This window comes from Streptomyces sp. WM4235 (assembly GCF_001279725.1).
In the GTDB taxonomy this organism is placed as follows: Bacteria; Actinomycetota; Actinomycetes; order Streptomycetales; family Streptomycetaceae; genus Streptomyces.
Genome location: NZ_LGDE01000204.1, coordinates 55,099 through 79,405, shown reverse-complemented (window position 1 = coordinate 79,405; position 24,307 = coordinate 55,099). Strand labels below are relative to the sequence as shown.

The following is a 24,307-nucleotide window of genomic DNA, read 5'->3' as shown; positions in this document are numbered from 1 at the left end:
TAGGTCCTGTCGTCTAAGTGGCGCCGCGGGCCAGGCGGGACTTTGACGACAGGGCACGGGCGGTCCGTCAGGCCGTCCGGACGGACCGCCCGCGCCTCGTCACTCGAAGATCGAGGCGCAGGTGGTCCGTTCGGCGTGGGCCGGGTCGAGTGCGTTGAGCGCCTCGTGCCAGGCGATGCGGTCGGTCAGGCCGATGGTCACGTGCTCGGAGAGGTCCAGGGCGCACAGGTCCTGGAGCACGACGTTGCGCACGTTCGCCCCGTCGAGGAAGGCGCTGCGGTAGGGGGTGACCACCTCGTCGTAGCGGGTCGCGATCACGGTGTACTTCACGCCCGGGACGGTGTCCCCGCCCTCGTTGAGGCGGGTGATGAAGGCCGAGCCGGCGATCTGGTCGGCCAGGCCGGGGGTCGAGGCGCTGATCAGGTCCTCGGCGCCGGGGAAGTACGGGAGCAGGCGCGTCAGCCCGCTCAGGGTGGTGCCGTGGTTGTCGGGGGCGAGCCCGACGAGGGCGTTGACCTTGGCGGCGCCGCCCAGGAACTTCAGGTAGTGGCGCGGCATCATGCCGCCCTGTGAGTGGCCGACGATGTCGGTCTTGGCGGCTCCGGTGGCGGCGAGCACCTTGTCGACGAACACGTCGAGTTGGGCGGCGGACTTCTCGATGGGGCCGAGGCCGTGGAAGAAGGGGACGCCGGGGAGCTGCCCGTAGTCGAGGGAGTAGACGCAGTAGCCGCGGTTCACGAGGTACGGGGCGAAGCCGAGCCAGTTGTCGACGGAGTTCCCGAGGGTGCCGTGGACGAGGACGACGGGGCGGGGGTGTGCGGCCGTCGGCCGACAGGACCAGTTGTTCCAGCCGCTGCCGGGCGCCGACGCGGCCTGCGCGGCGGGGGTGGTGGGGGCGATGAGCGCGGCGGTGGTGAGGGCGAGGACGGCCAGCGGGCGGAGCAGTCGTCTCCAGGGCAGCATCGTGTGATCTCCTTGCGGGTCAAGGGGAAAGGGCGTGGGGGTTCGTCCCGTGATCCGGATCACAAGGGGGGCTGCTGCCGTTAAATTACGGGCGAGTAGCAAGACTTGGAAGTTACGCGTCGGTAAAAACTCGCGTGTCGAGGCTCCCGCCGGCCCCGCACCAGAAGAATGACCCGCATGCACACGGTCCCCGGCGCCGGAACCGCACTGGCCACCCCGCCCGACCTGGCGGTCGATCCGTTGGTCGCCGCCGTCACCGAGACCGCGGTGCGCGTGTTGCGCCCGTGTGTGGAGGAGACCGCCGAGGCGGGGGTGCCGCGTTCGCACCTCGACGCGCTCGCGGCGTGTGGCGCGTACGGGCTGATCGCATACGAACCGGATCCCGCGAGCGGGGTCGGGGCGCGGCGGGTGACGCGGGAGGTGCACGAGCTGCTGGCCGCCGCCGATCCGTCGACGTGGTTCGTGTGGACGCAGCACCACGCCCTGGCCAAGGGGCTGTTGCGCGGTGGTGACGCGGCGCTCGGGGAAGCGTGGTTGCCGGCCCTGGCGCGCGGAGACCGGCGGGCCACGGGCGGTTTCGCCTTCCTGCGCCATCCGCGACCGCCCGTCACCGCGGAGCGGGAGTCGGGCGGGTGGCGGTTGTCGGGGCGGGTGCCGTGGATGACGGGCTGGGGGCTGACCGACGTGGTGTACCTGGGCGCCCTCACGTCGCGGGACGAGGTGCTGTTCGCGCCGGTGGACTGCGCCCCGGGGGCCGGGCTGGCGTCGGCGCCGTCGGCTCCGCTGTGGGCGATGCGGGGGACGCGCACGGCGGCCGTCGAGGTCCGGGACGTGTTCGTGCCGGACGCCGAGGTGGTGGTCCGGGAGCCGCGGGCCGACTGGGTGCGGGCGTACGACCTGGAGAACGCCGACGCCCAGCCCGCCGTCTTCGGGCAGTTGCGCGCCACCGCGGACTTCCTGCTCGACTGCGAGGGCTACGAGGACCTCGGGCTGCGGATCGCGGACCGGGCGGCCCGGCTGCGCGCCGAGGCGTACGCGCTGCGGGACGAACTACCGCCCGGGGAACGGCCCGCGGACCGGCTGCGGCTGCGGGCCGAGAGCCTGGACCTGGCCGTACGGGCCGCCGCGGCCTGCGTGGCGGTGGCCGGCGGGCGCGCGATCCAGTACGGCAACACGGCGGGTCGGCTCTCGCGGGAGGCGCAGTTCCACCTGATCCAGGCCCAGACCGGCGGGCTCAAGCGCGAGGTGGCCCGGCTGATGGTGGACGGGCCCTGATCCACCGGCCGGGCCCCGGGGCCCGTCGGGTCACGAGGCCCTGCCGAGGCCGGCGGGATGCCGGACCGTGGCCGCCCCGAAGGTGGCCGCCGGGCGGACCGTGCCCGCGCCGAAGCGGGCGTTGGCCCGGTCGACGGCCGCCTCCACCGTCAGCCGGGATTCCCGTACCGGGTCCAGGGAGATCTGCCGGGCCACGCGTTCGGCGCCGGTCAGGTCCTCGGCCCGCAGCACCATCCCGGTCAGTCGGGCCCGTTGCAGGCCCGCCGCGTCCATCAGCCGGTACGCCGCGGTGCGCAGGTCCTCGTCGTGCGCGGAGGGTTCCGCGAGCCGCCGGGTCTTCTCCCAACGGGTGCCGCCCGCGAAGCGCAGGGTCAGGGACAGGGAGCGGGCCGCCTGGCGGCGCCCGCGCAGGAGCGCGCCGAGCCGGACGACCAGGGCGAGCAGGGTGGCCCTGGCGTGCGGGCCGTCCAGTTCCTCCCGGGTGAACCCGCTTCTGACGGCGGCCGAGGAGGGCAGGTCTCGGGGGGTCACCGGGCGCGGGTCGATGCCCCGGGCGCGCTCGGCGACCAGCCGGCCGGTCCGCTTGCCCAGGATCCGTTCGACGACGCCGGGCGGGACCCGGGTGAGGGCTCCCACGGTGTGCAGTCCGTACCCGCGCAGCGCCTCGGCCTGTCGGGAGCCGAGCCCGTACAGCGCCTCCACCGGCAGCGGCCCGAGGAATCCGGCCACCGCGTCGGGGTCGTCGGGGACGGCCAGGATCCCGCCGGGGCCCGGGATCCGGGCGGAGGCCATGGCCGCGAGGGCCCAGGTCGCGGCGACCCCGATCCGTACGTCCGTGCCCAGCCGGGCCACCGCGCGCAGTCGGACCACCTCGGCGATCCGGGCGGCCTCGATGCCGAAGTACCGCTGGGCTCCCCGTGCCTGGACCAGGGCGGCGCGGGGCGGCAGGGCCTGGACGAGCGGGGAGAACTCCCGCAGCAGTTCCAGGACCTCCCGGTAGCCCTCACCGGTGAGGGTCGGGGCGCACCGTACGTGCAGGATCGTGCTCATCCCGCGCTCCCCGGGCTGGAGTGCCACAGCTTGCGGCCGGTCGCGGCGCCCTCGCCGGGCGGCCGGAGGTCGGCCCACGGGTTCATCTCGTAGCCGTTCGCCAGGTGGATGCGGCGGCCGTCCGGTTCGCCGTCCGGCTGGGGGGCGCGCTCGCGGGCCGGTTCGGACAGTCGGGCGGTGACCGCCTCCAGGCCTTCCTCCCCGCGCAGTTCGACCAGTTCGGACAGGTTCCAGGCGGCCGCTCCGACGATGCTCAGGCTCTGTGGGCCGCGGCGCTGCACGACGCCTCGGACCAGCAGCAGGAAGGAGTGGAAGACGGTGTGGGCGCAGGTCTCGTGGCTGTCGTCGAAGAAGGCCAGGTCGACCAGTCCGGTGCCGTCGTCGAGGGTGGTGAAGATGACCCGCTTCCCGGATCGGATCGGCGGGGTCTGGGTGGCCGCCTTGGCGCCGGCGACCAGTACCGTCCGCCCGTGTTCGACGTCGCGGAGCCGGGCGGCCGGGACCACGCCGAGTTCGGTCAGGAAGGCCTGGTGGTCGCCCATGAGGTGGCGGGAGGCGTCCATGCCGAGGACGCCGAGTTCGGCGCTGAGGCGTTCGCCGTCGGTCAGGTCGGGCAGGCCGACGGGTGCGGTGGACCGGCCTCCCTCCAGCGGGAGTTGGGTGTTCGCGCGGGCGCCGGCGGCTCGTTGTGCCCCGTGCAGTTCGGTCAAGTGCAGCAGCAGGTCACGGCGGTTCGCGCCGAAGGCGTCCAACGCGCCGACCTGGGCGAGTCGTTCGGCCACGGGTCGGCCCGGGTGGGCGCGGTCCCAGAAGTCGCGCAGGGAGGCGTAGGGCTGTCCGGCCTCGATCCGGGCCGCCTCGGCCTCGCCGATGCCGTGGACGTCGGCCAGGGCCAGCCGGAGCCCCCACTTCTGCTCGGACACCAGTTCGATACGGTGGGCGACCGCCGACCGGTTCACGTCCAACGGCAGCACCGGCACGCCCCGCCGGCGGGCGTCGGCCAGCAGCAACCGCTTCGGGTACATCCCCGGGTCGTGGGTGAGCAGCCCGGCGTAGAAGGCCGCCGGGTGGTGGGCCTTGAGCCAGGCCGACTGGTAGGTGGGCACGGCGAAGGCGACCGCGTGCGCCTTGCAGAACCCGTACGAGCCGAAGGCCTCCACGATCTCCCAGGTCCGGGCGATCACCTCGGCCGAGTAGCCGCGCGCGCTCGCCGTCGCGGCGAACCAGACCTTGATCCGGCCCTGCGACTGCGGGTCGGACAGTCCGCGCCGCACGCGGTCCGCCTCGTCCCGACCGCAGTCGGTCATGACGTGCACGATCTCGATGATCTGCTCGTGGAAGACCACCACCCCGTACGTCTCGCGGAGCGCGTCCGCAAGGGCCGGGTGCGGGTATCGCGCCGGGGCGCGGCCGTGCCGGGCTTCGATGAAGGGCCGCACCATGTCGGCGGCCACCGGCCCCGGGCGGAAGAGGGAGATGTCGACGACCAGGTCCTGGAAGGTGGCCGGCTGGAGCCGTCCCACCAGGTCCCGCTGGCCCGGGGACTCGATCTGGAAGCAGCCCAGCGTCTCGGCCGAGCGGATCAGCTCGTACGTGGCCGGGTCGCCCGGCGGGACCTGCGCGGGGTCGTCCAGGTCGAGTTCCTCGCCGGTGGCGCGCCGGAGTTCGGCGACGGCGTGGGCCATCGCGGACTGCATCCGCACGCCGAGGACGTCCAGCTTGAGCAGCCCCAGCTCCTCCACGTCGTCCTTGTCGAACTGGGACATCGGGAAGCCCTCGCCGCCGCTCGGGACGACCGGGGTGCGGGAGAGCAGCGAGGCGTCGGACAGCAGGACCCCGCACGGGTGCATGGCGACCCCGCGCGGCAGTGCGTCCAGCGCCTCGACCAGCTCCCAGAGCCGACCGTACGACTCCCCCCGAACGTCGCGCAGTTCGGGGAGTTCGGCGAGGGCCGTGCGGGCGTCGCGGGCCCGGATGTGCGGGAAGGCCTTGGCGAGCCGGTCCACGGCTGCCGGGTCCATGGACAGGGCGGCGCCGACGTCGCGGATGGCGTGCCGGACCCGGTAGGTCTCGGGCATGGACACGGTGGCGACGCGTTCGTCGCCGAACCGGTCGATGATCCGCCGGTAGACGTCCAGCCGGCGGGCGGACTCCACGTCGATGTCGATGTCGGGCAGGACGTGGCGGCGCTTGGACAGGAAGCGCTCCATCAGCAGACCGTTCGCGACGGGGTCGGCGTGCGCGATCCCCAGGAGGTGGTTGACGAGGGACCCGGCGCCGGAGCCCCGGGCGGCCACCCGGATGCCCATGTCCCGTACGTCGTCGACCACTTGCGCGACCGTCAGGAAGTACGAGGCGAAACCGTGGTAGGCGATGACGTCGAGCTCCCGGTGCATCCGGTCCCAGTACTCGTGGTCGTCCGCGTACCCGCGGAGCACCATGCCGGCGGAGGCCCGGGAGGCGAGCACCCGCTGGGCGGTGCGGTGGCCGGCGCCGACGAGCCGGGCCTCGGGGAAGTGCACGGAGCCGATGCCCAGGTCGTCCTCGGGGTCCACGGCGCAGGCGTCGGCGGTGCGCCGGGTCTCGCCGAGCAGCCGGCGCGCGTCGGTGGGGCGCAGACCGGCCGCCCGGGCGATCCGGTCGGCGACCTCGGCCATGGCGGTGGGGTCCTTGAGCCAGCGTTCGCCGCTGTCCAGGCGCTTGCGGGGGTCCACGGGAACCAGGCGGCGGGCCGCGTCGAGGACGTCGGCGACCGGCCCCTGGCCGGGGTCGGCGTAGCGGACGGCGTTGGTGACCACGGCCGGGACGCCCTGCTCGACGGCGAAGCCGAGCGTGCGCGCGGCGAGGCGCAGCGAACCGGGGCCCGTGTCGACGTCGGCGCCGGCGCGGCCGTGGTGGACGGCTTCCAGGCGCAGCGCGTCCCCGTACAGCTCCCGCCAGGGCGCGAGCAGCCGCGCGGCCCGGTCGGGGCGGCCCGCGGCCAGCGCCCGGCCGACCTCGGAGTCGGGGCCGAGCAGGACGAACACGCCGCTCAGCCCGAAGGAGCCGAGCGCCTCGCGCAGGGCGTCCCAGGTCACCAGCGGGACCTCGGGGGCGCCCGCGTGGGCGGCGGTGACCAGCCGGCAGAGCTCGGCCCAGCCGGCGGCGCCGTCCCGGGCGAGGAAGACGGCTCGGGCGGCGGACTCGTCGACGAAGGCGCCGCCCCTGACGGGGGTGCGGCGGCGGAAGGAGGCCTCGGCGTGGGAGGTCCCGCCCCCGCCGGATCCCGTACCAACGGAGAACCCCGGACCACCGGAGGACCCGGCGCCCGCCGGCGAGGAGTCCGCGGCGGGGGCGACCGCGAGGTTCACTCCGAACAGGGGCCGGACCCCGGCCCCCGCGGCGGCCTTCGCGAAGCGCACCGCGCCCGCGAGGGTGTCGCGGTCGGTGAGGGCGAGGGCGTCCATGCCCCGCTGCGCGGCGCGTTCCGCGAGCCGTTCCGGGTGCGAGCCTCCGTAGCGTGCGGAGAACCCCGAAACGGTGTGCAGATGCGTAAAACCAGGCACCCGCGGCCTCCTGCTTCGCTCGATACTCGACCTCCCCTCTCCACCATAGAGCAATTCGAATACGCGTGCGAAACAGTTGTTCGATCACCGGGTGGGAGACCCGTCCGGGAGACCCGTCCCACCCGGTTCCGGGCGGGCCGCGGGACCGGTTCCCGCGTCATCCGTTCGGCCCGCCCCTGCTGCGCCCCTCCCCCGATACGCCGAGCGTGTGAGGCATGACCCAGACCACCTCCACAGGTCCGCCCGGCGGCTTCCTCGCCGAGGTCAAGGACGCCGTGACCGCCCGGGCCGCCCTGCTGGTCCTGGGGGTGCTGGCCCTCCAACTCGCCTTCATCACCTCGTACATCGGGGCCTTCCACCACCCCGTGCCCAGCGAGATCCCCCTCGCCGTGGCCGCTCCCGCGCGAGGGGTCGCCGACCGGTACGCCGAGCAGCTCGAGACCCTGCCCGGCACACCGCTCGACGCCCACGCGGTCAAGGACGCGGACACGGCGCTCGCGCGGGTCCGGGACCGCGAGGTGGACGGCGCGCTGATCGTCGACCCGAGCGGCAAGACCGACGAGCTGCTGGTCGCGAGCGGTGCCGGGGCCTCCCTCTCGCAGGCGGTCGAGGAGGTCGTCGGGCGCGCCGAGAAGGCCGCCGGGCGCAGCGTGCGGTTCCGCGACGTCGCCCCGGCCGCCCGGGGCGACGCCCGCGGCCTGAGCTCCTTCTACCTGGTCGTCGGCTGGTGCGTGGGCGGCTACCTGTGCGCCGCGATCCTCGCGATCAGCGCCGGCGCCCGGCCCGCGAACTCCGCCCGCGCCGTCATCCGGCTGGGCGTCCTGCTCGTGTACTCGATCGTCGCCGGGCTGCTGGGCGCGGTCATCGCCGGTCCCGTCCTGGGAGCGCTGTCCGGAAGCATCACGGCCCTGTGGGGCCTGGGCACCCTGGTCGTCTTCGCCGTCGGCGCGCTCACCCTGGCCCTCCAGGGACTGGCGGGCGTGGTCGGCATCGGCCTGGCCATCCTCCTGGTGGTGGTCCTCGGCAACCCGAGCGCGGGCGGCGCCTACCCGTACCCGCTGCTGCCGCCGTTCTGGAGGACCATCGGACCGGCCCTGCCGCCGGGCGCCGGCACGTACGCCGCCCGCTCGATCGCGTACTTCCGGGGCAACGGCGCGGGCGGCCCGATGCTGGTGCTGGCCGGCTGGGCGCTGCTCGGCTCGGCCGTGACCCTGGCCTGCGCGATGTTCCACAAGGGGAAGGCCGGACCCGCGGTGGGCAGCGGGATCGGCGACGCCCCGCAGGACCCCGCGCCCGCCGGGAGCGGCTCCGACCGGTGACCGGCCCGTCGGCCCGCGCGCGCCCCGACGGCGGCGCTCAGAAGTAGTCGGCCGGGTCGGGGACGCGCAGGAAGCGGGTGGCGAGGTCGACGTCGGTGTCGTGGACGAGGAACCCGAGCCGGTCCCCGTCGGGCGCCCGGTACTCGACCATCTGCATGCCGGGCCGCCAGGAGGCCCGGCGGGTCGCGCGGCCCCCGCCGGGCAACTCCACCGCCCGGCGGGCGGGCCGCTTGAAGACCGGCCCGCCGGTCGGGCCCGTGCTCAGCGTCCCGTACACGAAGCCCGCGCGGCCCAGCCCCTCGCGCCATTCGACCCGGCAGGAGAGGGCGGTCCGCACTCCCGCGGCCACCCCGGCGGCCCGGTGCGCGGCCAGCCGGCGACGCGCCAGGTGGACCACTCCCAGACCCGCCGCCGCACCGACGGCCGACCCCACCAGATCGACGAACATGCCCGCGCCCCGCTTCCCGACCGACTCCGATCGGCACAGCCTAGGCGTCGAGCGACACGTCCTGATCTTCGAGCGACACGGCCCGACCCTCACAACCCACGCCCTGACCCTCGAACGACACGGCCCGACCCTCGGCCGGCACGCCCTGACCCTCGACCGGCACCTCCTGGGCGGTGTGCACGACCTCCCCCGCCACCACGACGGTCCGCGCGACGGTCCCGGGGATGGACTCCGCCGGGATCTCCAGGATGTTCCGGGACAGCACCACGAAGTCCGCCGCCTTGCCCACCGTCAGGGAGCCGCGCTCGGTGTCGAGGAAGTTGGCGTACGCCGAGCCCATCGTGTAGCCGTGCACGGCGGTGGCCACGTCCACCGTCTCGCCCGGCTGCCACGGGTCGCCGCCGTCCAGCGGCCGGCGCGTCACGGCCGTGTAGATGCCGATCATCGGGTCCATCTCGGCGACGTTCCAGTCGCTGGAGAAGGCCAGCACCGCGCCCGCGTCGTGCAGGCTGCGCATGGGCCACGCCTTGTGCCAGCGCCCCTCGCCCACGTTCTCCGCCCAGTCCTGGCCCGGTCCGGCGATCTCCGGCGCGCAGTGCCGGGGCTGCATGCAGGCCACCACGCCGAGTTCGGCGAAGCGCGGCACGTCCTGGGGGTCCAGGCATTCCACGTGCACCACCTGGTGGCGGGCGTCGCGCGGCCCGTTGACCGCCCGGGCGTGCTCGACGGCGTCGAGGACGGTACGGATGCCCCGGTCGCCCGTGGCGTGCACGAAGCACTGGAAGCCGCGGGCGTCCAGCCCGGCCAGCAGCTCCGCGAACTCCTCGGCCGGGTAGAAGGTCTCGCCCCGGTGGGCCCCGCATCCGGTGTACGGCTCCAACAGCGCGGCCGTGCGCGGCTCCACGACGTCGTCGATGTACAGCTTCAGCGGGCCCACCCGCAGGCGGTCCCCGGAGTACATCCGGGCGCAGGCGGCGAAGAGGTCGAGTTCCTCGTCGCTCGTGCCGCGCGGGTGGAAGAGGGCGGCGACGATCCTGGACCTCAACCGCCCTTCCGCGCGGGCCCGTTCGAAGAGTTCCAGGTCGTCCAGGGAGTTCTGCGGCTCCACCACCGTGGTGATGCCGAAGCGGATCGCGTCGTCGAGGCTCTTGGCGAGCCGCCCGTACTGGCGGTCCGGGGAGGCCCACGGCACGCCCAGCTCGCGCAGCGCCCGGTGTCCGTCGCGGGAGAGTCCCTTGATGGCGAAGTCCTTGACGAAACCGGTGGGTTCGCCCGTGGCGGGATCGACGGCGGCGGTGCCGAAGGGCAGGTCGACGCGGTCGCGGGAGACGCCGAGGCGGCGCATGGCGGCGGTGTTCAGCCAGGCCGTGTGGACGTCGTAGGAGAGCACGATCGCGGGGGTGTCGCCGGTGACCGGGTCCAGGTCGGCGGCGGTCGGCATCCGGCCGCCGGGGATGGCGGAGTAGTCGAAGGCCTCGGCCTCGATCCACTGCGCGTCCGGGTGGGCCTCGCGCCATTCCCCGATCCGGTCGAGGATCGCGTCGAGCGTGCGGACCCCGGCGAGTTGGACGCACGCGTCGTCGGAGCCGAGTCGTACGTGGTTGTGGGCGTCGATGAAGCCGGGCAGCACCAGCCGCCCGCCCGCGTCGATGCGCTCGGTGTCGGGTCCGGCCCAGGCCTCGGCCTCGGCGTCCGGGCCCACCCAGACGATGGTGCCGTCGTGGACGGCGAGGGCCTCGGCCTCGGGCAGGTCCGGGTCCACGGTGTGGATCCGGGCCCCGGTGAGCAGCAGGTCGGCGGCGATGGGGTGTGACATGGGGTGGTGCTCCTGTGGCAGCTGAGGGGGATGTGTACGGAGGGTCAGGCGGCCGGGGTGTGGGCGGGTGCGCGCCGGACGAGGGCCCAGTAGGCGAGTCCGGAGACGACCGAGCCGAGAAGGGTGAGGTCGGCGCCGCCGAGGGGGGCCACGAGGGGGCCGGTCCATAGCTCGGAGTCGCAGGTCAGGGCGGCGAAGAGCATGCCCGCGAGCAGGGCGGCCATGCCCGCGGGGTGGTAGCCGGCCCGGTACCAGTAGGCGCCCGCGTTCCCGGCGTGCAGGGCGTCGGAGTCGTACCGGCAGCGGCGCAGCAGCATGTCGGCGAGGAACACCCCGCCCCAGGGCGCGAACACGATGATCAGCAGGGAGAGGAAGGAGAGCAGGGAGGTCGTGAAGTCGGTGAGGAAGAGCGCGGCGAGCGAGCCGACGGCGGTCACGGCGGCGCTGATCACGATGGCCCGGGAGCGGCTCCACGGGATGCCGAGGACCTGGAGGTTCAGGCTGGAGGAGTAGAGGGTGATGATCGAGTTGGTGACGGAGCCGCCGAGCACGAGCGCCAGGAACACGGTCTGGAACCAGCCCGGCAGCAGGCTCTCGGCGCCCGCGACGGCGTCGGTCATGTCGGTCTGGGTGGCGGCCGCGACGCCCGCGACGCCGAGGGCCACGGAGGAGATGAACCCGCCCGACGCCCCCATCCAGGTGATCGACCTCAGCGAGGTGGTCCGGGGCAGGTAGCGGGTGTAGTCGGCGGGCATCGGCAGGTACGAGAAGGGGCCGGCCAGCATGACGACGAAGGCCAGGCTCCAGCCGGACAGTCCGGGGCCGGCGGCGGGCGCGGAGGTGTCGGCGCCGGGCAGCACGAAGACGAGCAGCGCGCCGAAGCCGACGGCGAGGACGTACGCCATCCAGCGCTCGGCGAACTGCACGGTGGCGTGGCCCCACATGGCGACGGCGAAGGTCAGCGCGAGGGTGACGCCGAGGGCCAGGGCCCGGATCGCCGTGCCCCCGCCGAGGCCGATCTCGGCGAGGAACACCTCCAGCGCCAGGGTGCCGACCACGGTGTTGACGATGGTGTAGCCGATGCTCACCACCCAGTTGAGGACGCCGGCGGGGAAGTTGCCGCGCACCCCGAAGGCGGCGCGGGAGATCACCAGGGTGGCGGTGCCGGTGCGGATGCCGCTGAGCCCGGCCGCGCTGACGGCGAAGAAGGAGAGTCCGCTGAGCACGACCACCAGGGTGGCCTGCCAGAAGGAGAGGCCGAAGGCCACGGCGAGGGCGCCGTTGATCACGTAGGTGAAGGTCAGGTTCGATCCGAACCAGAGCCAGAAGAGGTCCTTGGCGCCGCCGTGGCGCTCGGCGTCCGGGATGGGGTCGATGCCGTGCGTCTCGACCTTGAAGACCTCGTCCTTGAAGACCTCGCCCTTGAAGACCTCGTCGACGTCGGCCGCCGGCTCCGGCCGGCTCGTCCCCTGTCGGCTCGTCCCCCGTCGTCTCGTCTCCGGCCGGCTCGTCTCCTGCTGTGTCATCCGCCGTACCCCTGACCTTGGCACTCTCGGCCCTCCAGGACCTTGAATGGCGTTCTAAGTTCTTGAATGACATTCAAGATGCGCCGCCTCCGGGGGCCACGTCAAGACCCCGTCCGGGATAAGGTCCGACCAGGCAAGATCAGGAAGGCGGGACCGGTGGCGGGAGCGGCGCGGCGGCGCGACGGGCAGATCGCCCAGGAGCGGATGCTGGAAGAGGCCATGACGGCGATCGCCGAGGACGGGCTGGCGACGCTCACCATGTCGGCGCTGGCCGAGCGGCTCGGCACCAGCGGAGGCCACATCCTGTACTACTTCGGCAGCAAGGACCGACTGCTGCTGGAGGCGCTGCGCTGGAGCGAGACGCAGCTGACCGCCGAACGCACCGAACTGCTGGGCCGCCGGCTCACCGCCCACCGCAAACTGGCCCTGTTCGTGGAGCTGTACCTGCCCCGCGGCCCCCGGGATCCGCGCTGGACGCTGTGGATCGAACTGTGGGCCCGCACGCCCTCCAACGAGCCCCTCCAGGTCGCCCAGCAGGAGATCGACGACGGCTGGCAGCGGGACCTGGAGACCCTGCTGGACAAGGGGGTGCGGCAGGGGCGGTTCGCCGCCGACCTGGACGTGCCGGCCCGCGCCTCGGAGCTGCTCGCGCTACTGGACGGACTGAGTACCCGCGTGGTCCTGGGTCAGCGCGGCGCGGAGCGGAACGTGGCCCTGGAGCGGGCCCGCTCGGCGGCGGCCCTGCTGATCCCGCACCTCTGAAGGTCCCGCGCGCGGGGCGCGCACCGGAGGCCGTCCGGGGTCCCGGCCGGCCACCGCTTCCCCGGCGCGAATGCCGCCACCCCTCGTGACGGGAACTCCTTCATTTCCGCCCGGTCCGAACCGGCGACCCGTTTTCCCGTGTCTCAATTCGACACCCGAAAGCGGAAGGCAGTGCGCCCAGAAAGCCCTTTCCGAAGGGGCAATGGGGCCATTCCTGCCCGTTCGCGCCCGTTCACGCCCCCCGTGACCACCCTTCTTGACCTGGGCATATGCAAGGGGACCGCAGGCCTCCACATATGCGTGAAAGCATTCCCGAGAATTTCCCGCGAAGTGCGCTCTACCGCACTCCTCTCCCGGCGAGCACAATCACCGTGACGACTCGGACCGTGAGGGAGGGAGCGCGTGCGCCATCAGGTGCGTACCGCCGACGGACGTGCTCTGGCCGTGGAGCGCTGGGGCGATCCCGACGGCAAACCGGTCTTCCTGCTCCACGGCATGCCCGGCAGCAGACTCGGGCCGGCCCCGCGGGGCATGGTCCTCTACCAGCGCCGGATGCAGCTCATCGCCTACGACCGGCCCGGCTACGGCGGCTCCGACCGCCATCCGGGCCGCACCGTCGCCGACGTGGCCCAGGACGTGGCCGCCGTCGCCGACGCCCTGGACCTGGACACCTTCGCCGTGGCGGGCCGCTCCGGCGGCTCCGCGGGAGCCCTGGCCTGCGCCGCCCTGCTTCCGGACCGGGTCACCCGGACGGCGGCCATGGTGGGCCTCGCCCCCCGGGACGCGGAGGACCTGGACTGGTTCGCCGGGATGGCGGACTCGAACGTCCGGGAGTACACCACCGCCGCCGACGACCCCGAGGAACTCGCGGCCCGGCTGACCCCCCGCGCCGCCGGCATCCGCGCGGACCCCGGTCGGCTCCTGGACGAACTGCGCCGGGAACTCACCGACAACGACCGCATGATCGTCTCGGACGCGGGCCTGCGGTCCATGTTGCTGCGCAACTACCGCGAGGGCCTGCGGACCTCCGCGGACGGCTGGATCGACGACGTGCTCGCCTTCAGCCGCCCCTGGGGCTTCGACCCGGCCGACATCCGGACCCCGGTGATGATCTGGCACGGGGAACTGGACGTCTTCTCCCCCGTCGGGCACTCCCGCTGGCTGGCCCGCCGGATCCCCGGCGCCACCACCACCATCGACCCGGCCGCGGCCCACTTCGCGGCCCTGCGCGCCCTGCCCGACGTACTGAACTGGCTGCTGCGGGACGTGCCCGCACCCCCGGTCAGCGAACAACTGCCTGCCTGAGGTGCGCGGCGTACGGGACCTCGGCCGCGGTCAGTTGCCCCCGACGACCGGGTTCTCGGGGTCGTAGTTGGTCAGGACGCAGCCCTCGACCCGGGCGCGCTCCAGGCGGTAGCCGGTCGGGGCGGAGAATCCGGGGACGCAGTTCAGGTAGAGGAACTGCTGCTGGTAGAGGCCGAACCGGACGTCCGGGTCGTTGCTCTCGACCGCGACGTTCTCGCCGACCAGCAGCCGGCTCGCCGTGCGCCTGAGCTTGCCGTCGTCCTTGAGGTCCGCCTGCTGGGCGGCCTTGGCCCTCGTCTGGAGCGCCTTCATGTCCCCCACGGTGTCCAGCCAGTTGAGGTGGTGGGCGCGCTGCTCGCCGCCCGGTTCCCCGCACAGGGCCCGGCCGGTGACCCCCCAGTCGAGGGCGTTCCCCTCGACCACGGGCGTGTAGTCGATGGACTCGATCGCCACCGTGTCGGGATCGGTGGAGAACCGCGTGCAGTCCACGCTGGGCGCCACCAGCTTGCGCAGTTCGGCCACGCTGCCGGCGCGCGCCAACCCGAGACTGCCCTTGGCCGGTTGGCCCGGCTTCTGTCCGCCCGGGTCCTGTGGGGTCTCGAAGTTCGGGCTGCCCTTGCCGTCCTCCGCGTTGACGAAGTCGCTGAGGCCGCACCCTTCGACGAGCGCCTTGTCCATCTTGTAGCCCTTGGGCGCCCAGAAGCTCGGGTTGCAGTACAGGATGCGCAGTTCGGACCGGGCCAGGGCGAGGGCCGACTCGGTCGAGGTCGGGGTGACGACGAAGCCCTTCCCGACGAAGACCCGGCTGAACAGCCCCTGGGAGCCGCCGGAGGACTCCATGACGCTCCGCTTGTAGCGCTCTTGGAACTCCTTCATGTCCGACGGTATGTAGAAGACGAGTTGCCCGTCCTTGGCCGCGTCGCTGCACACGCCCCGTTGCGTCACCGACCACTCGCCGACACCGACGAACTCGGTCAACGGAAGTCGGGGGTCACCGGGTTGGTCGCTCAGGTCGTCACAGTTGGTGAACTGCCGTACGTACTGCTGCGCACCGGCGAGGGTGACCGGCGCCGGGCCCTTCCCGCCGACCGGCGTCGCCGCGGCTCCGGCGGACGGGGTGGCCCCGGACGCGCCCGGGGCCGGGTCCCCCTCACAGGCGGGGAGCGCGGCGAGGCAGGCGAGGGCGGCGGTCATGGCGAGGATCCGCTGGGTGCGCATGGGGTGCTTCCGTCCGAAACAGCAGGTGGCGAGGGTGACGTGCTCATGCTAGGCGAATCCGCGCACCATGATCCGAATCCCCGGAGGGAGCGGGAAGACATGCCCGGGAAGAAAAGGATCTTGCCGTACGGCAAACGGCCGAATGCGACCCCGCGAGAATTGCGTCACGCTTTCTATAGAACGCTTGACCAGGCGTCATGTCTCGGTTGCCAATGGGGTGTGGACGAGTAAAGTCCACGCTTGACACTGGCGCGCGCCGCTGTCAACCCCCTGCCCATTCCACCCGGCTTCCCCAAGGACGGTGTCGTGAACACTTCCGCAACCCCCCCGACCACCACGGTCAAGACCTCCCGGGTCCCGCTCGACCGCATCGACGTGCACAGCACCTCGGCGGCGACGACACTCGGCCGCGTGTTGCGGACGGAATCCGGTCGTCACGTTCAGGCACCGATCTTCAACTCTGCGCTCTGACAACGAAGTAGGCGCTCTAGACTGGTGGAATGACCGGCCTGATCGCATTTCGCGAGATCGTCCTGAAAGTTCACAGCAGATGCGATCTCGCTTGTGATCATTGCTACGTCTACGAACACGCAGATCAGAGCTGGCGAGCCCGGCCGAAGGTGATCTCCCCCGAGGTGATCGCACACACCGCGTCGCGGCTCGCCGAACATGCCCGTGACCATGCTCTCCCCTCTGTCACGGTGATTCTCCACGGAGGGGAACCCCTGCTGGCGGGCACCGCCCGACTCCGGCTCGTGTGCGAGGAATTCACCCGCGCCCTCGACGGAATCGCCGCCCTGGATCTGCGCATCCACACCAACGGGCTCCAGCTCGGTCACCGCCATCTGGACCTCTTCGCCGAGTACGACGTCCGGGTCGGCATCTCCCTCGACGGGGACCGCGCCGCGAACGACCGCCACCGCCGGTTCGCGGACGGCCGCACCAGCCACCCCCTGGTCCTCGCCGCCGTCGCGCTGCTCCGCTCCGAGCCCTACCGCCACCTCTACCAGGGGCTGCTCTGCACCGTGGACGTGGCCAACGACCCCGTCGCCGTGCTCGACGCCCTCGTGGAGCTGGAGCCCCCCCGGGTGGACTTCCTGCTCCCCCACGCCACCTGGGAGACCCCTCCGGTCCGCCCGGACGGCGCCCCCGACGCGTACGCGCGCTGGCTGCTGCGGGTCTTCGACCACTGGGAGCGCCGGGAACGACCCGTCCCCGTACGGCTCTTCGAGTCGCTGCTGTCCACCCTGCGCGGCGGTCCCAGCCTGACGGAGTCCCTGGGTCTGGCCCCGACCGACCTCGTCGTCGTCGAGACCGACGGACAACTGGAGCAGGTCGATTCCCTCAAGACCGCCTTCGAGGGGGCCGCGGCCACCGGCTTCAACGTCTTCGACCACACCTTCGACCAGGTGGCGGCCCACCCCGGGGTGCGCGCCCGACAGCAGGGGCTGTCCGGTGTCAGCGACACGTGCCGGCGCTGCCCCGTCGTACGCTCGTGCGGCGGCGGACTCTACGCCCACCGCTACCGGCCCGACCCCGCCACCGGCGGGAGCTTCGACCACCCCTCCGTGTACTGCGCCGACCTGCGCGAACTGGTGGACGGCGTGGAGGGTCGCACCGCGCGGCGCGAGACCGCCCCGGAACTCACCGACCCGACCGAACTGGCCCGGTCCCAGCAGGAGCTGACCCGGGTGCTGCTGGCCCGGTTGAACGCCGACCGGACGGGTGACCCCGACTGGGCCCGGGCCTGGGAACTGCTGGCGGCCGTGGAGCGGTCCGGGGACGCCGGCGCGGACGCCCTGGACGCCGTCCTGGACCACCCGTTCACCCGGACGTGGGTACTGGCGGCCCTGGACCCGGAGCACGAGGGCCCCCGGGAGGACGCCGGCCCGGCCCGTCGGCTGGCCGCGCTGGCCGCCGCCGCCGTGCTGCGCGGCGGGTTGAACCTGCCCGCCGAGGTGGTCTACCGGGACGGCGAGGTGTACCTGCCGACCCTGGGACTGCTGCGGCTCGGCGAGCCGGGCACGCGGGGGCGAGCCGCGCTCCGCGCCGTCGACGACGGGTACGCCGTACGGGACGGCCGCGCCGAACACCGCTTCGGACCGGCGGCGGGGGACGCGCGCTGGCAGCCCGTACGGACCTGGGCGCCCGGGCCCGACGCGCCGCCGGTGGCCCTGGAGGACCTGGACCCGTACCGCAACTGCTTCGCCCGCCCGCCCCGGCTGCGGCTCGGGGCGGGCGAGGCCGAGGAGTGGCGGGGTCTCCTGGACCGGGCCTGGGCCCTGCTGCACGACACGGTCCCGGAGTTCGCCCGGGCGGCCGCCGCCGGGCTGACCACGCTGACCCCACTGGCCGGCGGACCCCGGGAGCACGGCTGGGGGGAGGCCGGCCGTCACGCCCCCGGGGCGCTCGGCGTCCCGTACGGGGCGGGGGTGCGGGAGACGGCGCTCGCGCTCCTGACCGGCCGCCGCCGGGCCCGCCTGCGCGCGCTGACCGAGGTGGCCGACCTGTACGCCCTGGACGGGGAGTGGCAGCACCCGTCGCCCTGGCGGGAGCGGCCCGTACCGGTGTCCCGACTGCTGGCCGACGTACACGAGCGGGTGGCGGTGGAGGCCTACCGGCGGGCCGTCGCGGGCCCCGAACCCGGCGCCGCCGACCCCATCCACCGGGCCCTGGACCGGCTGTCCGGAGCGGCCGAACTGACCATCACGGGCAAACGCCTGGTGGAGGAGCTGCGCTGGGAACTGAAGGCGGTCGACGCGTGAGCGCCCTCGCCCTCGCCGTCCACCTGCGCCTGCTCGGCGTCCGACCCCGGACCCGGCTGCTGGTGCACGCCGGGCTCGGCGGGACCGGCCTGCGCGCCGAGGTGCTGCGCGACGCCCTGACCGGGGTGCTCGGCCCGCACGGCACGCTGGTGGTGCCGACCTTCACCCCGGAGAACTCCCTCACCTCCAGCGCCCACCTGGCAGGGATCGCCGGGCTGAGCGCGTCCGAGGCGGCGGCGTTCCGCGCCCGGATGCCGGCCTTCGACCCGGCGACCACACCGAGCCAGGGCATGGGCGCCCTGGCCGAGGCCGTGCGCACCGCGCCGGGAGCCGTGCGCAGCGACCACCCGCAGACCTCCTTCGCCGCGCTCGGGAAGGACGCGGAGCGCCTGTGCGCGGGTCATCGGATCGAAAGCCACATGGGCGAGGAGTCGCCTCTGGGAAAGCTGTGCTGGGAGGGAGGGCAGGTACTCATGATCAATGTGGGGTTTTCAGTTTGCACTGCTTTCCATCTCGCGGAGTATCGAATTCCGAAGCCCCCCTTGCGCATGTACGACTGTGTGGTGAAGGTGAACCTTCCGGGGGGTCAGCAGGGGAGGGAATGGACGACGTACGAGGACGTGGCACTGGACGACGGCGACTTCGCGGAGATCGGCGCGACGTTCCCGGATTCACAGGTGCGCAGGGGGCGGGTGGGCGGCGTCTCGGCCCTGCTCTTCTCGATTCCGGATGCCGTCGATCACGCCCTTGACTGGATGACCGAAAACAGATGCTGATTGACTGAACGATGAGGGGATGTCGCGAAGCAGCTCCGGAATGATGTTTCTTCGCTCGCATCTTCGGGACGGGGGGCGTGTGCCCGCATCAGTGCAGCCGTACTTCTTTCTCAGTTATGCGCATACACCGAGATTCGGGGCCGGGGGGCCCGACCCGGACATGTGGGTCGAGCGTCTCTTCCGCGATCTCTGCAGTCACGTCATGGCGCTGACCGATCTGCCCGCCGGCTCCGAGGCGGGTTTCATGGACCGGGAGATACGCAGCGGGGAGGGCTGGTCGGAGCGGCTCGGCACGGCGCTCGCCACCTGCCGGGTCTTCGTCCCGCTGTTCTCGCCGCGCTACTTCGCCAGCGAGATGTGCGGGAAGGAGTGGTTCGCCTTCGCGCAGCGCGCCATCCAGCACGGAGCGGCGAGCAACGAGCCGGCCGAGGCCATCGTCCCCGCCCTGTGGGTACCGGTGCCGCCGTCCCAACTCCCGGGCCCGGCGGAGCGGTTGCAGTTCAACCACAACACCTTCGGCGAGCGCTACGTCACCGACGGGCTGTACGGGCTGATCAAACTGCGGGGGTACGCGGAGCAGTACGAGCGGGCCGTCTACGAACTCGCCAAACGCATCGTCCGCGTCGCGGAGACCGTCCGCCTCGACCCCGTCCGCCCGGTGGACTACCGGGTGGTGCCCAGCGCCTTCGGCAGCTCCGACAATCCGGCCCGCTCCCTCCACGTGACCGTCGCCGCCGCGTCCCGCCACGACCTGCCGGAGGGGCGCAGCCCCGAGTACTACGGGGACAGCGCGCTGGACTGGAACCCGTACCACCCGGCGTCCCAGCGGCCCGTCGCCCTGATCGCGGAGGACCTGGTCAGGAACCTCAACTACCAGACCAGCATCGGTTCCTTCGACGACGAGGCCGGGCACTTCGACAGCAAGCAGCCGCCGACCCGCCCGGAGATCCTGATCGTCGACCGTTGGGCGGTCGAGGACGAGCAGCGCCGCCGGCGACTCGCCGCCTTCGATCAGGAGTCCCGGCCGTGGATCAACGTGGTCGTGCCGTGGAACCGGTACGACCACCAGAGCCGGGCGAAGGAGAGCGAACTGGCGCACCGGCTGGAGGACACCATGCCCGTCAAGATGGGCCAGGGCCGGGCCGCGTGCCGGGCCGCCGCGAACGGCGTGGCCAACATGGAGACGCTCGGGCAGATCCTGCCGCAGGTCGTGGAGGCGGCCGCGCAGCAGTTCCTCAGACACGCCCAGGTCTATCCACCGGCCGGCGGCACCCACACCGAACGCCCGCGGCTGATCGGGCCGATGGGGATGAACGGGCCGCCCGTGCCGCTGCCGCCGCCCGCCCCCTTCCCGCCCGACAGCGAGTCCCGGGACGGCGAACACCGCGACGGTGAGGGTCGCGACCACGAGCACCGGAACGGAGAAGACCGGAACAGCGAGCCGCGCGGCCGGGACGCCGCCGACCACAACGAATCAGACCGGGGGGACGCGGATGACAGCGAGTCGTGACAGCCGTGACGGACGCATCGTCACCTTCTATTCGTACAAGGGCGGTACCGGCCGCACGATGGCGCTCGCCAACACCGCCTGGATCCTCGCGGCCAACGGCAAGCGCGTGCTCGCCGTGGACTGGGACCTGGAGGCACCGGGGCTGCACCGTTTCTTCCATCCCTTCCTGGACCCCTCCACCCTCGGGGCCACCACCGGGGTCATCGACCTGATCAGCGAGTACGCCTGGGCCGCCACCAGCCCGGTGCAGCGCGCCGACGACTGGCACAAGGACTACGCGCGGATCCAGCCGCACGCCGTCTCGCTCACCCCGGAGACCCTGGGCTGGGAGTTCCCCGACGGCGGCACGCTCGACTTCGTCTCGGCGGGCCGACAGAACCGCGAGTACTCGGCGACCGTCTCCACCTTCGACTGGGACAACTTCTACGACCGGCTCGGCGGTGGTCTCTTCTTCGACGCCTTACGCGCCGACATGAAGCGGAACTACGACTACGTCCTGATCGACAGCCGGACCGGTCTGTCCGACATCGCGGACATCTGCACGGTGCACCTGCCGGACGTCCTGGTCGACTGCTTCACCCTCTCCGACCAGTCGATCGACGGCGCCGCCTCGGTGGCACGCCAGATCGACGAGCGCTTCAACGACCGGGGCATCAAGATCTACCCGGTTCCGATGCGCATCGACGAGGGCGAGAAGGAGAAGGCCGACGCGGGCCGGGCCCTGGCCCGGATCAGGTTCGACCGCTTTCCCAACGGTCTCGTCGGGGACGAACTCACCTCGTACTGGGGTGCGGTGGAGATCCCGTACCGGCCCTACTACGCCTACGAGGAGACCCTGGCCACCTTCGGTGACGAGGCCGGTCTCACCAACTCCCTCCTCTCCGCGTTCGAGCGGTTGACGGCGGTGGTCACCGAGGGCGAGATCGTCTCGATGCCCGCCATCGCGGAGGACGTCCGGATGCGGATCCGGGACGCCTTCACCCGGCGGCGCCCCGCCCTGCCCGCCGACCTGTTCCTCTCCTACGTCGCCGAGAACCGCATGTGGGCCGACTGGATCGAGTCGGTCCTCACCCGGGCCGGGTTCCGGGTGGTGCCGCAGGACGTCTCCGCCGAACGCCCGCCGGGCGACGGGAGCGGGAGCGGGGACACCCTCGGCGGGGCCGGCATCAGCGTCGACAACGCGGCCCGGACCGTGGTGCTGCTCTCCAGCGCCTACCTCAAGTCCGCCCGGGCCGTGGACGTGTGGAACCGGGCGGCCGCGGAGGACCCGACCGGGGGGCGACGCCAGCTGGTGCCGCTGCGCGTGGGCGACGTACGGCTGGCGACCCCGTACATCGACCGCAACCCGGTGGACCTGTTCCGCCTGGACGAGGTGCACGCCACCACGGCGCTGCTCCGCGCGGTGGAGCGGCCGATGGCCCTGCCGGACTCCGTCAACAGCACCACCCAGCCCGGGCCCCGCTTCCCCGGGACGGTCCCGAAGATCTGGAACGCTCCGCCCCGCAACCCCGGGTTCACGGGGCGCAGCATCGTGCTGGAGCGGATGCGCGACCAGCTCGGCGGCGGCATGGCCGTGGTGCTGCCGCAGCCGCAGACGCTGTACGGGCTCGGCGGCGTGGGCAAGACGCAGGTGGCGCTGGAGTACGTGCACCGGTTCATGGCCGACTACGACCTGGTCTGGTGGATCTCCTCGGAACAGACCGACGACGTGGTGGCGGCCCTCGCGGAGCTGGCCGTACGCCTCGGCGCGCAGACCGGCGAGGACATGTCGGCCGCTTCCCAGGAGGCCATCGACCTGCTCCGGCGCGGGGTGCCGACCTCGCGGTGGCTGCTGGTCTTCGACAACGCCGACGATCCCGAGACCCTGAAGCGGTTCTTCCCGCCGGGCGGCCCGGGGCACGTGCTGGTGACCTCGCGCAACCAGTCCTGGTCGCAGTACGGCGACGCGCTCCCGGTGGACGTGTTCCTGCGCGAGGAGTCCATCGAGCACCTCCAGCGCCGCGCGCCGGGGCTCACCAAGGAGGACGCCGAGCAGGTGGCCGTGGCGGTGGGTGACCTCCCGTTGGCGGTCGAGCAGGCGGGCGCCTGGATCGCGGAGACGGCGACGCCGGTGTCCGCGTACCTGGAGCAGTTGGCGGAGCAGGCGGCCCGGGTGCTGGGGTTGAACCAGCCCCCCGGGTACCCGGAGCCGGTGGCCGCCACCTGGAACGTGTCCATCGAGCGGCTCCAGTCCCGCTCCCCCGCCGCCGTGCGGCTGCTCCAGCTCTGCGCGTTCTTCGCGCCCGAGCCGATCTCCGCGAACCTCCTCTACAGCAAGGAGATGATCAACGCGCTCAAGCCGTACGACTCCTCGCTCCAGGAGAAGCTGATGCTGGGCCGGGTGATCCGGGAGATCGGCCGGTTCGCGATGGCCAAGGTCGACCAGGTCGGCAACAGCATCCAGGTGCACCGGCTGGTCCAGGCCGTGATCCGGGCCCAGCTCTCGGAGGAGGAACAGCGCGAGGCCCGGCACGCGGTGCACCGGATCCTGGCGGGGGCCCGGCCGGACGACGACGAGCCGATAGACAATCCGGAGACCTGGCCGCGGTTCAACACCATCTGGCCGCACCTGACCCCCTCCGAGGCCCGCAACTGCAAGGAGCCGGAGACCCGCAGGCTGTTGATCGACCGGGTCCGCTACCTCTGGAAGCGCGGCGACTTCAAGGCCGCGTACCAACTCGGCGAGGAGCTGCGGGAGATCTGGAAGGACACCCTCGGCAACGACGACCTCCAGTACCTGTACCTGCGCTTCCACCTGTCCAACATCCTGCGCTCGCAGGGCCGGTTCGTGGAGTCGCAGGAGCTGGGCGAGGTCACGCTGGAGCGGCAGCGGACGGTGCTCGGCCCCTCTCATCCGCACACGTACATGACCACCAGTGGTCTGGCGATGGACCTGGGGGCGCTGGGTCGGTACGCGGAGGCGATGGAGCTGGCGACGGCCGCCCACGAGGGCTTCAGCCAGATATTCCACGAGGCGCACCCCCGCACCCTGGCCGCGGCCAACAATCTGGCGCTGAACCTGCGCATGGTCGGCCAGTACGCCCGGGCCCGGGAGATCGACCAGGAGGTCTTCGACCGGCGCACCGAGGTGCTGGGCACGGACCACCCGTACACGCTCTCGTCGGCCCAGAACCTGGCCCGTGACCTGCGCGAGGTCGGCCGGTACGACGATTCGGTGCAGCTCCTGGCACGGACGTACGAGATCTACAAGCGGACGCTGGGCCGGGCCTTCCCGGGCACCCTGTCGGCCGCCAAGAACCTGGCGGTGTCGCTGCGCAGGGCGGGCGAGTTGGAGGACGCGCTGCGGCTGACGACGGCGACCCGCAACCGGTACCGGGCCAAGTACACCTCGGTCAACCCCGACCTGTTGGCCTGCGAACTCAACCTCGCGTCCGACCTGTTCGCGACGGGTGATCCGGGCGCGGCGCGGGACCTGGCGCAGGAGGTGGTGGACGAGTTCATGAAGGTGCCGGGCGAGCGGCACCCGTACACCCTGGCCGCGGTCAACAACCTCGCGGTGTTCCACTGGGGCACGGGTGCGGCGGACACGGCGGAGCCGATGTTGCGGCAGACGATCCGACACATGAGCGAGGTGTTGGGCGACAACCACCCGCACACGATCTTCACCCATCTGAACCTGGCCAACGCCCGGGCGGACCTGGGTGATCCGGAGGGCGCGCTGGAACTGGAGCGGTTGTCGGTGATGCGGCTGCGCGAGGCGCTGGGAGTGCATCACCCCGAGACCCTGGCGAGCGCCTCCAACATGGCGGTCAGCCTGGACATGATGGGGCGCAAGGAGGAGGCCGCCCGGGTGCGGGCGGAGGCCGTGGCCGAGTTGACGCGGCTGCTCGGCGAGGACCACGGTCTGACCCGCTACGCCCGCGACGAGCGGCGGGTGCACCGCGATCTGGAGCCCCTCGCCGTGTGATCCGACGGAGGGCGGCCCCCGCACGGGTCGCCCTCCACCCCGACAGCAGCCTGGGGGGTTCG

General features: G+C 72.6%; 16 protein-coding genes. 9 read left to right on the top strand and 7 right to left on the bottom strand.

From position 1 onward, the window contains the following. Nucleotides 1–99 precede the first annotated feature (99 nt). Nucleotides 100–963, bottom strand: a complete 864-nt coding sequence (locus ADK55_RS16010) for an esterase/lipase family protein (protein WP_053679262.1) — start codon at nt 961–963, stop codon at nt 100–102. A gap of 177 nt (nt 964–1,140) precedes the next feature. Here ADK55_RS16010 and ADK55_RS16005 point away from each other — a divergent pair, with 177 nt between their 5' ends. Next, nucleotides 1,141–2,238: an acyl-CoA dehydrogenase family protein gene (locus ADK55_RS16005; RefSeq protein ID WP_159041410.1), complete on the top strand. Its 1,098-nt coding sequence runs from the start codon at nt 1,141–1,143 to the stop codon at nt 2,236–2,238. A 30-nt stretch (nt 2,239–2,268) separates the two neighbouring features. Here ADK55_RS16005 and ADK55_RS16000 read toward each other — a convergent pair whose 3' ends face one another. Together ADK55_RS16000 and ADK55_RS15995 are read right to left on the bottom strand one after the other, a co-directional pair. Then, nucleotides 2,269–3,288, bottom strand: coding sequence for a DNA polymerase Y family protein (locus tag ADK55_RS16000; protein ID WP_053679258.1), 1,020 nt, complete (start codon nt 3,286–3,288; stop codon nt 2,269–2,271). Continuing rightward, entirely contained in the window at nt 3,285–6,833 is a 3,549-nt protein-coding gene (locus ADK55_RS15995; protein WP_053679256.1) for a DNA polymerase III subunit alpha, read from the bottom strand. Before ADK55_RS15995 ends, ADK55_RS16000 begins: the two co-directional genes overlap by 4 nt. 215 nt (nt 6,834–7,048) lie before the next feature. On the opposite strand from ADK55_RS15995, the gene ADK55_RS15990 reads away from it, so the two are divergent. Then, nucleotides 7,049–8,152 carry a hypothetical protein gene (locus ADK55_RS15990; RefSeq protein ID WP_053679254.1) on the top strand — a complete coding sequence of 368 codons (1,104 nt, stop codon included), beginning with the start codon at nt 7,049–7,051 and terminating at the stop codon, nt 8,150–8,152. Nucleotides 8,153–8,189: 37 nt separating this feature from the next. Here ADK55_RS15990 and ADK55_RS15985 read toward each other — a convergent pair whose 3' ends face one another. From ADK55_RS15985 to ADK55_RS15975, 3 genes are read right to left on the bottom strand one after another with little or no spacing between them, the layout of a single operon-like run. After that, entirely contained in the window at nt 8,190–8,600 is a 411-nt protein-coding gene (locus ADK55_RS15985; RefSeq protein ID WP_053679252.1) for a hypothetical protein, read from the bottom strand. A 40-nt stretch (nt 8,601–8,640) separates the two neighbouring features. Next, nucleotides 8,641–10,416, bottom strand: a complete 1,776-nt coding sequence (locus ADK55_RS15980) for an amidohydrolase (RefSeq protein ID WP_078998973.1) — start codon at nt 10,414–10,416, stop codon at nt 8,641–8,643. Nucleotides 10,417–10,460: 44 nt separating this feature from the next. Next, complete coding sequence (locus tag ADK55_RS15975; RefSeq protein WP_078998972.1) at nt 10,461–11,942, bottom strand: purine-cytosine permease family protein; 1,482 nt, start codon at nt 11,940–11,942, stop codon at nt 10,461–10,463. A gap of 156 nt (nt 11,943–12,098) precedes the next feature. On the opposite strand from ADK55_RS15975, the gene ADK55_RS15970 reads away from it, so the two are divergent. Together ADK55_RS15970 and ADK55_RS15965 are read left to right on the top strand one after the other, a co-directional pair. Then, the gene (locus ADK55_RS15970) at nt 12,099–12,704 is read left to right on the top strand and encodes a TetR/AcrR family transcriptional regulator (RefSeq protein WP_053679250.1); all 606 of its coding nucleotides are present in this window, start codon (nt 12,099–12,101) and stop codon (nt 12,702–12,704) included. Nucleotides 12,705–13,106: 402 nt separating this feature from the next. Next, the gene (locus ADK55_RS15965; protein WP_053679248.1) at nt 13,107–14,009 is read left to right on the top strand and encodes an alpha/beta fold hydrolase; all 903 of its coding nucleotides are present in this window, start codon (nt 13,107–13,109) and stop codon (nt 14,007–14,009) included. Between the two features lie 30 nt (nt 14,010–14,039). On the opposite strand, the gene ADK55_RS15960 is transcribed toward ADK55_RS15965, so the two are convergent. Beyond that, nucleotides 14,040–15,227 (bottom strand): hypothetical protein, encoded by a 1,188-nt coding sequence (locus ADK55_RS15960; RefSeq protein ID WP_053679246.1) that lies wholly within the window; start codon nt 15,225–15,227, stop codon nt 14,040–14,042. A 306-nt stretch (nt 15,228–15,533) separates the two neighbouring features. Here ADK55_RS15960 and fxsA point away from each other — a divergent pair, with 306 nt between their 5' ends. The 5 genes from fxsA to fxsT are packed head-to-tail and all read left to right on the top strand — an operon-like array spanning nt 15,534 to nt 24,245. After that, complete coding sequence (gene fxsA / locus ADK55_RS15955) at nt 15,534–15,698, top strand: FxSxx-COOH cyclophane-containing RiPP peptide (RefSeq protein ID WP_159041409.1); 165 nt, start codon at nt 15,534–15,536, stop codon at nt 15,696–15,698. Between the two features lie 29 nt (nt 15,699–15,727). After that, nucleotides 15,728–17,992, top strand: a complete 2,265-nt coding sequence (fxsBH, locus tag ADK55_RS15950) for a radical SAM/SPASM protein FxsBH, inactivated beta-hydroxylase extension form (protein WP_199826535.1) — start codon at nt 15,728–15,730, stop codon at nt 17,990–17,992. After that, nucleotides 17,989–18,768 carry an aminoglycoside N(3)-acetyltransferase gene (locus tag ADK55_RS15945; RefSeq protein ID WP_053679242.1) on the top strand — a complete coding sequence of 260 codons (780 nt, stop codon included), beginning with the start codon at nt 17,989–17,991 and terminating at the stop codon, nt 18,766–18,768. The genes fxsBH and ADK55_RS15945 overlap by 4 nt, the downstream gene beginning before the upstream one ends. 43 nt (nt 18,769–18,811) lie before the next feature. Then, the gene (locus tag ADK55_RS15940) at nt 18,812–20,278 is read left to right on the top strand and encodes a TIR-like protein FxsC (RefSeq protein ID WP_234350068.1); all 1,467 of its coding nucleotides are present in this window, start codon (nt 18,812–18,814) and stop codon (nt 20,276–20,278) included. Beyond that, the gene (gene fxsT, locus ADK55_RS15935) at nt 20,262–24,245 is read left to right on the top strand and encodes an FxSxx-COOH system tetratricopeptide repeat protein (protein WP_107089203.1); all 3,984 of its coding nucleotides are present in this window, start codon (nt 20,262–20,264) and stop codon (nt 24,243–24,245) included. Before ADK55_RS15940 ends, fxsT begins: the two co-directional genes overlap by 17 nt. Nucleotides 24,246–24,307 lie beyond the last annotated feature (62 nt).

Coding starts and splice junctions, on each gene's coding strand:
- ADK55_RS16010 (WP_053679262.1), bottom strand. CDS start 963: ATGCTGCCCTGGAGACGACTGCTCCGCCCGCTGGCCGTCCTCGCCCTC.
- ADK55_RS16005 (WP_159041410.1), top strand. CDS start 1,141: ATGCACACGGTCCCCGGCGCCGGAACCGCACTGGCCACCCCGCCCGAC.
- ADK55_RS16000 (WP_053679258.1), bottom strand. CDS start 3,288: ATGAGCACGATCCTGCACGTACGGTGCGCCCCGACCCTCACCGGTGAG.
- ADK55_RS15990 (WP_053679254.1), top strand. CDS start 7,049: ATGACCCAGACCACCTCCACAGGTCCGCCCGGCGGCTTCCTCGCCGAG.
- ADK55_RS15985 (WP_053679252.1), bottom strand. CDS start 8,600: ATGTTCGTCGATCTGGTGGGGTCGGCCGTCGGTGCGGCGGCGGGTCTG.
- ADK55_RS15980 (WP_078998973.1), bottom strand. CDS start 10,416: ATGTCACACCCCATCGCCGCCGACCTGCTGCTCACCGGGGCCCGGATC.
- ADK55_RS15975 (WP_078998972.1), bottom strand. CDS start 11,942: ATGACACAGCAGGAGACGAGCCGGCCGGAGACGAGACGACGGGGGACG.
- ADK55_RS15960 (WP_053679246.1), bottom strand. CDS start 15,227: ATGCGCACCCAGCGGATCCTCGCCATGACCGCCGCCCTCGCCTGCCTC.
- fxsBH (WP_199826535.1), top strand. CDS start 15,728: ATGACCGGCCTGATCGCATTTCGCGAGATCGTCCTGAAAGTTCACAGC.
- ADK55_RS15940 (WP_234350068.1), top strand. CDS start 18,812: ATGTTTCTTCGCTCGCATCTTCGGGACGGGGGGCGTGTGCCCGCATCA.
- fxsT (WP_107089203.1), top strand. CDS start 20,262: ATGACAGCGAGTCGTGACAGCCGTGACGGACGCATCGTCACCTTCTAT.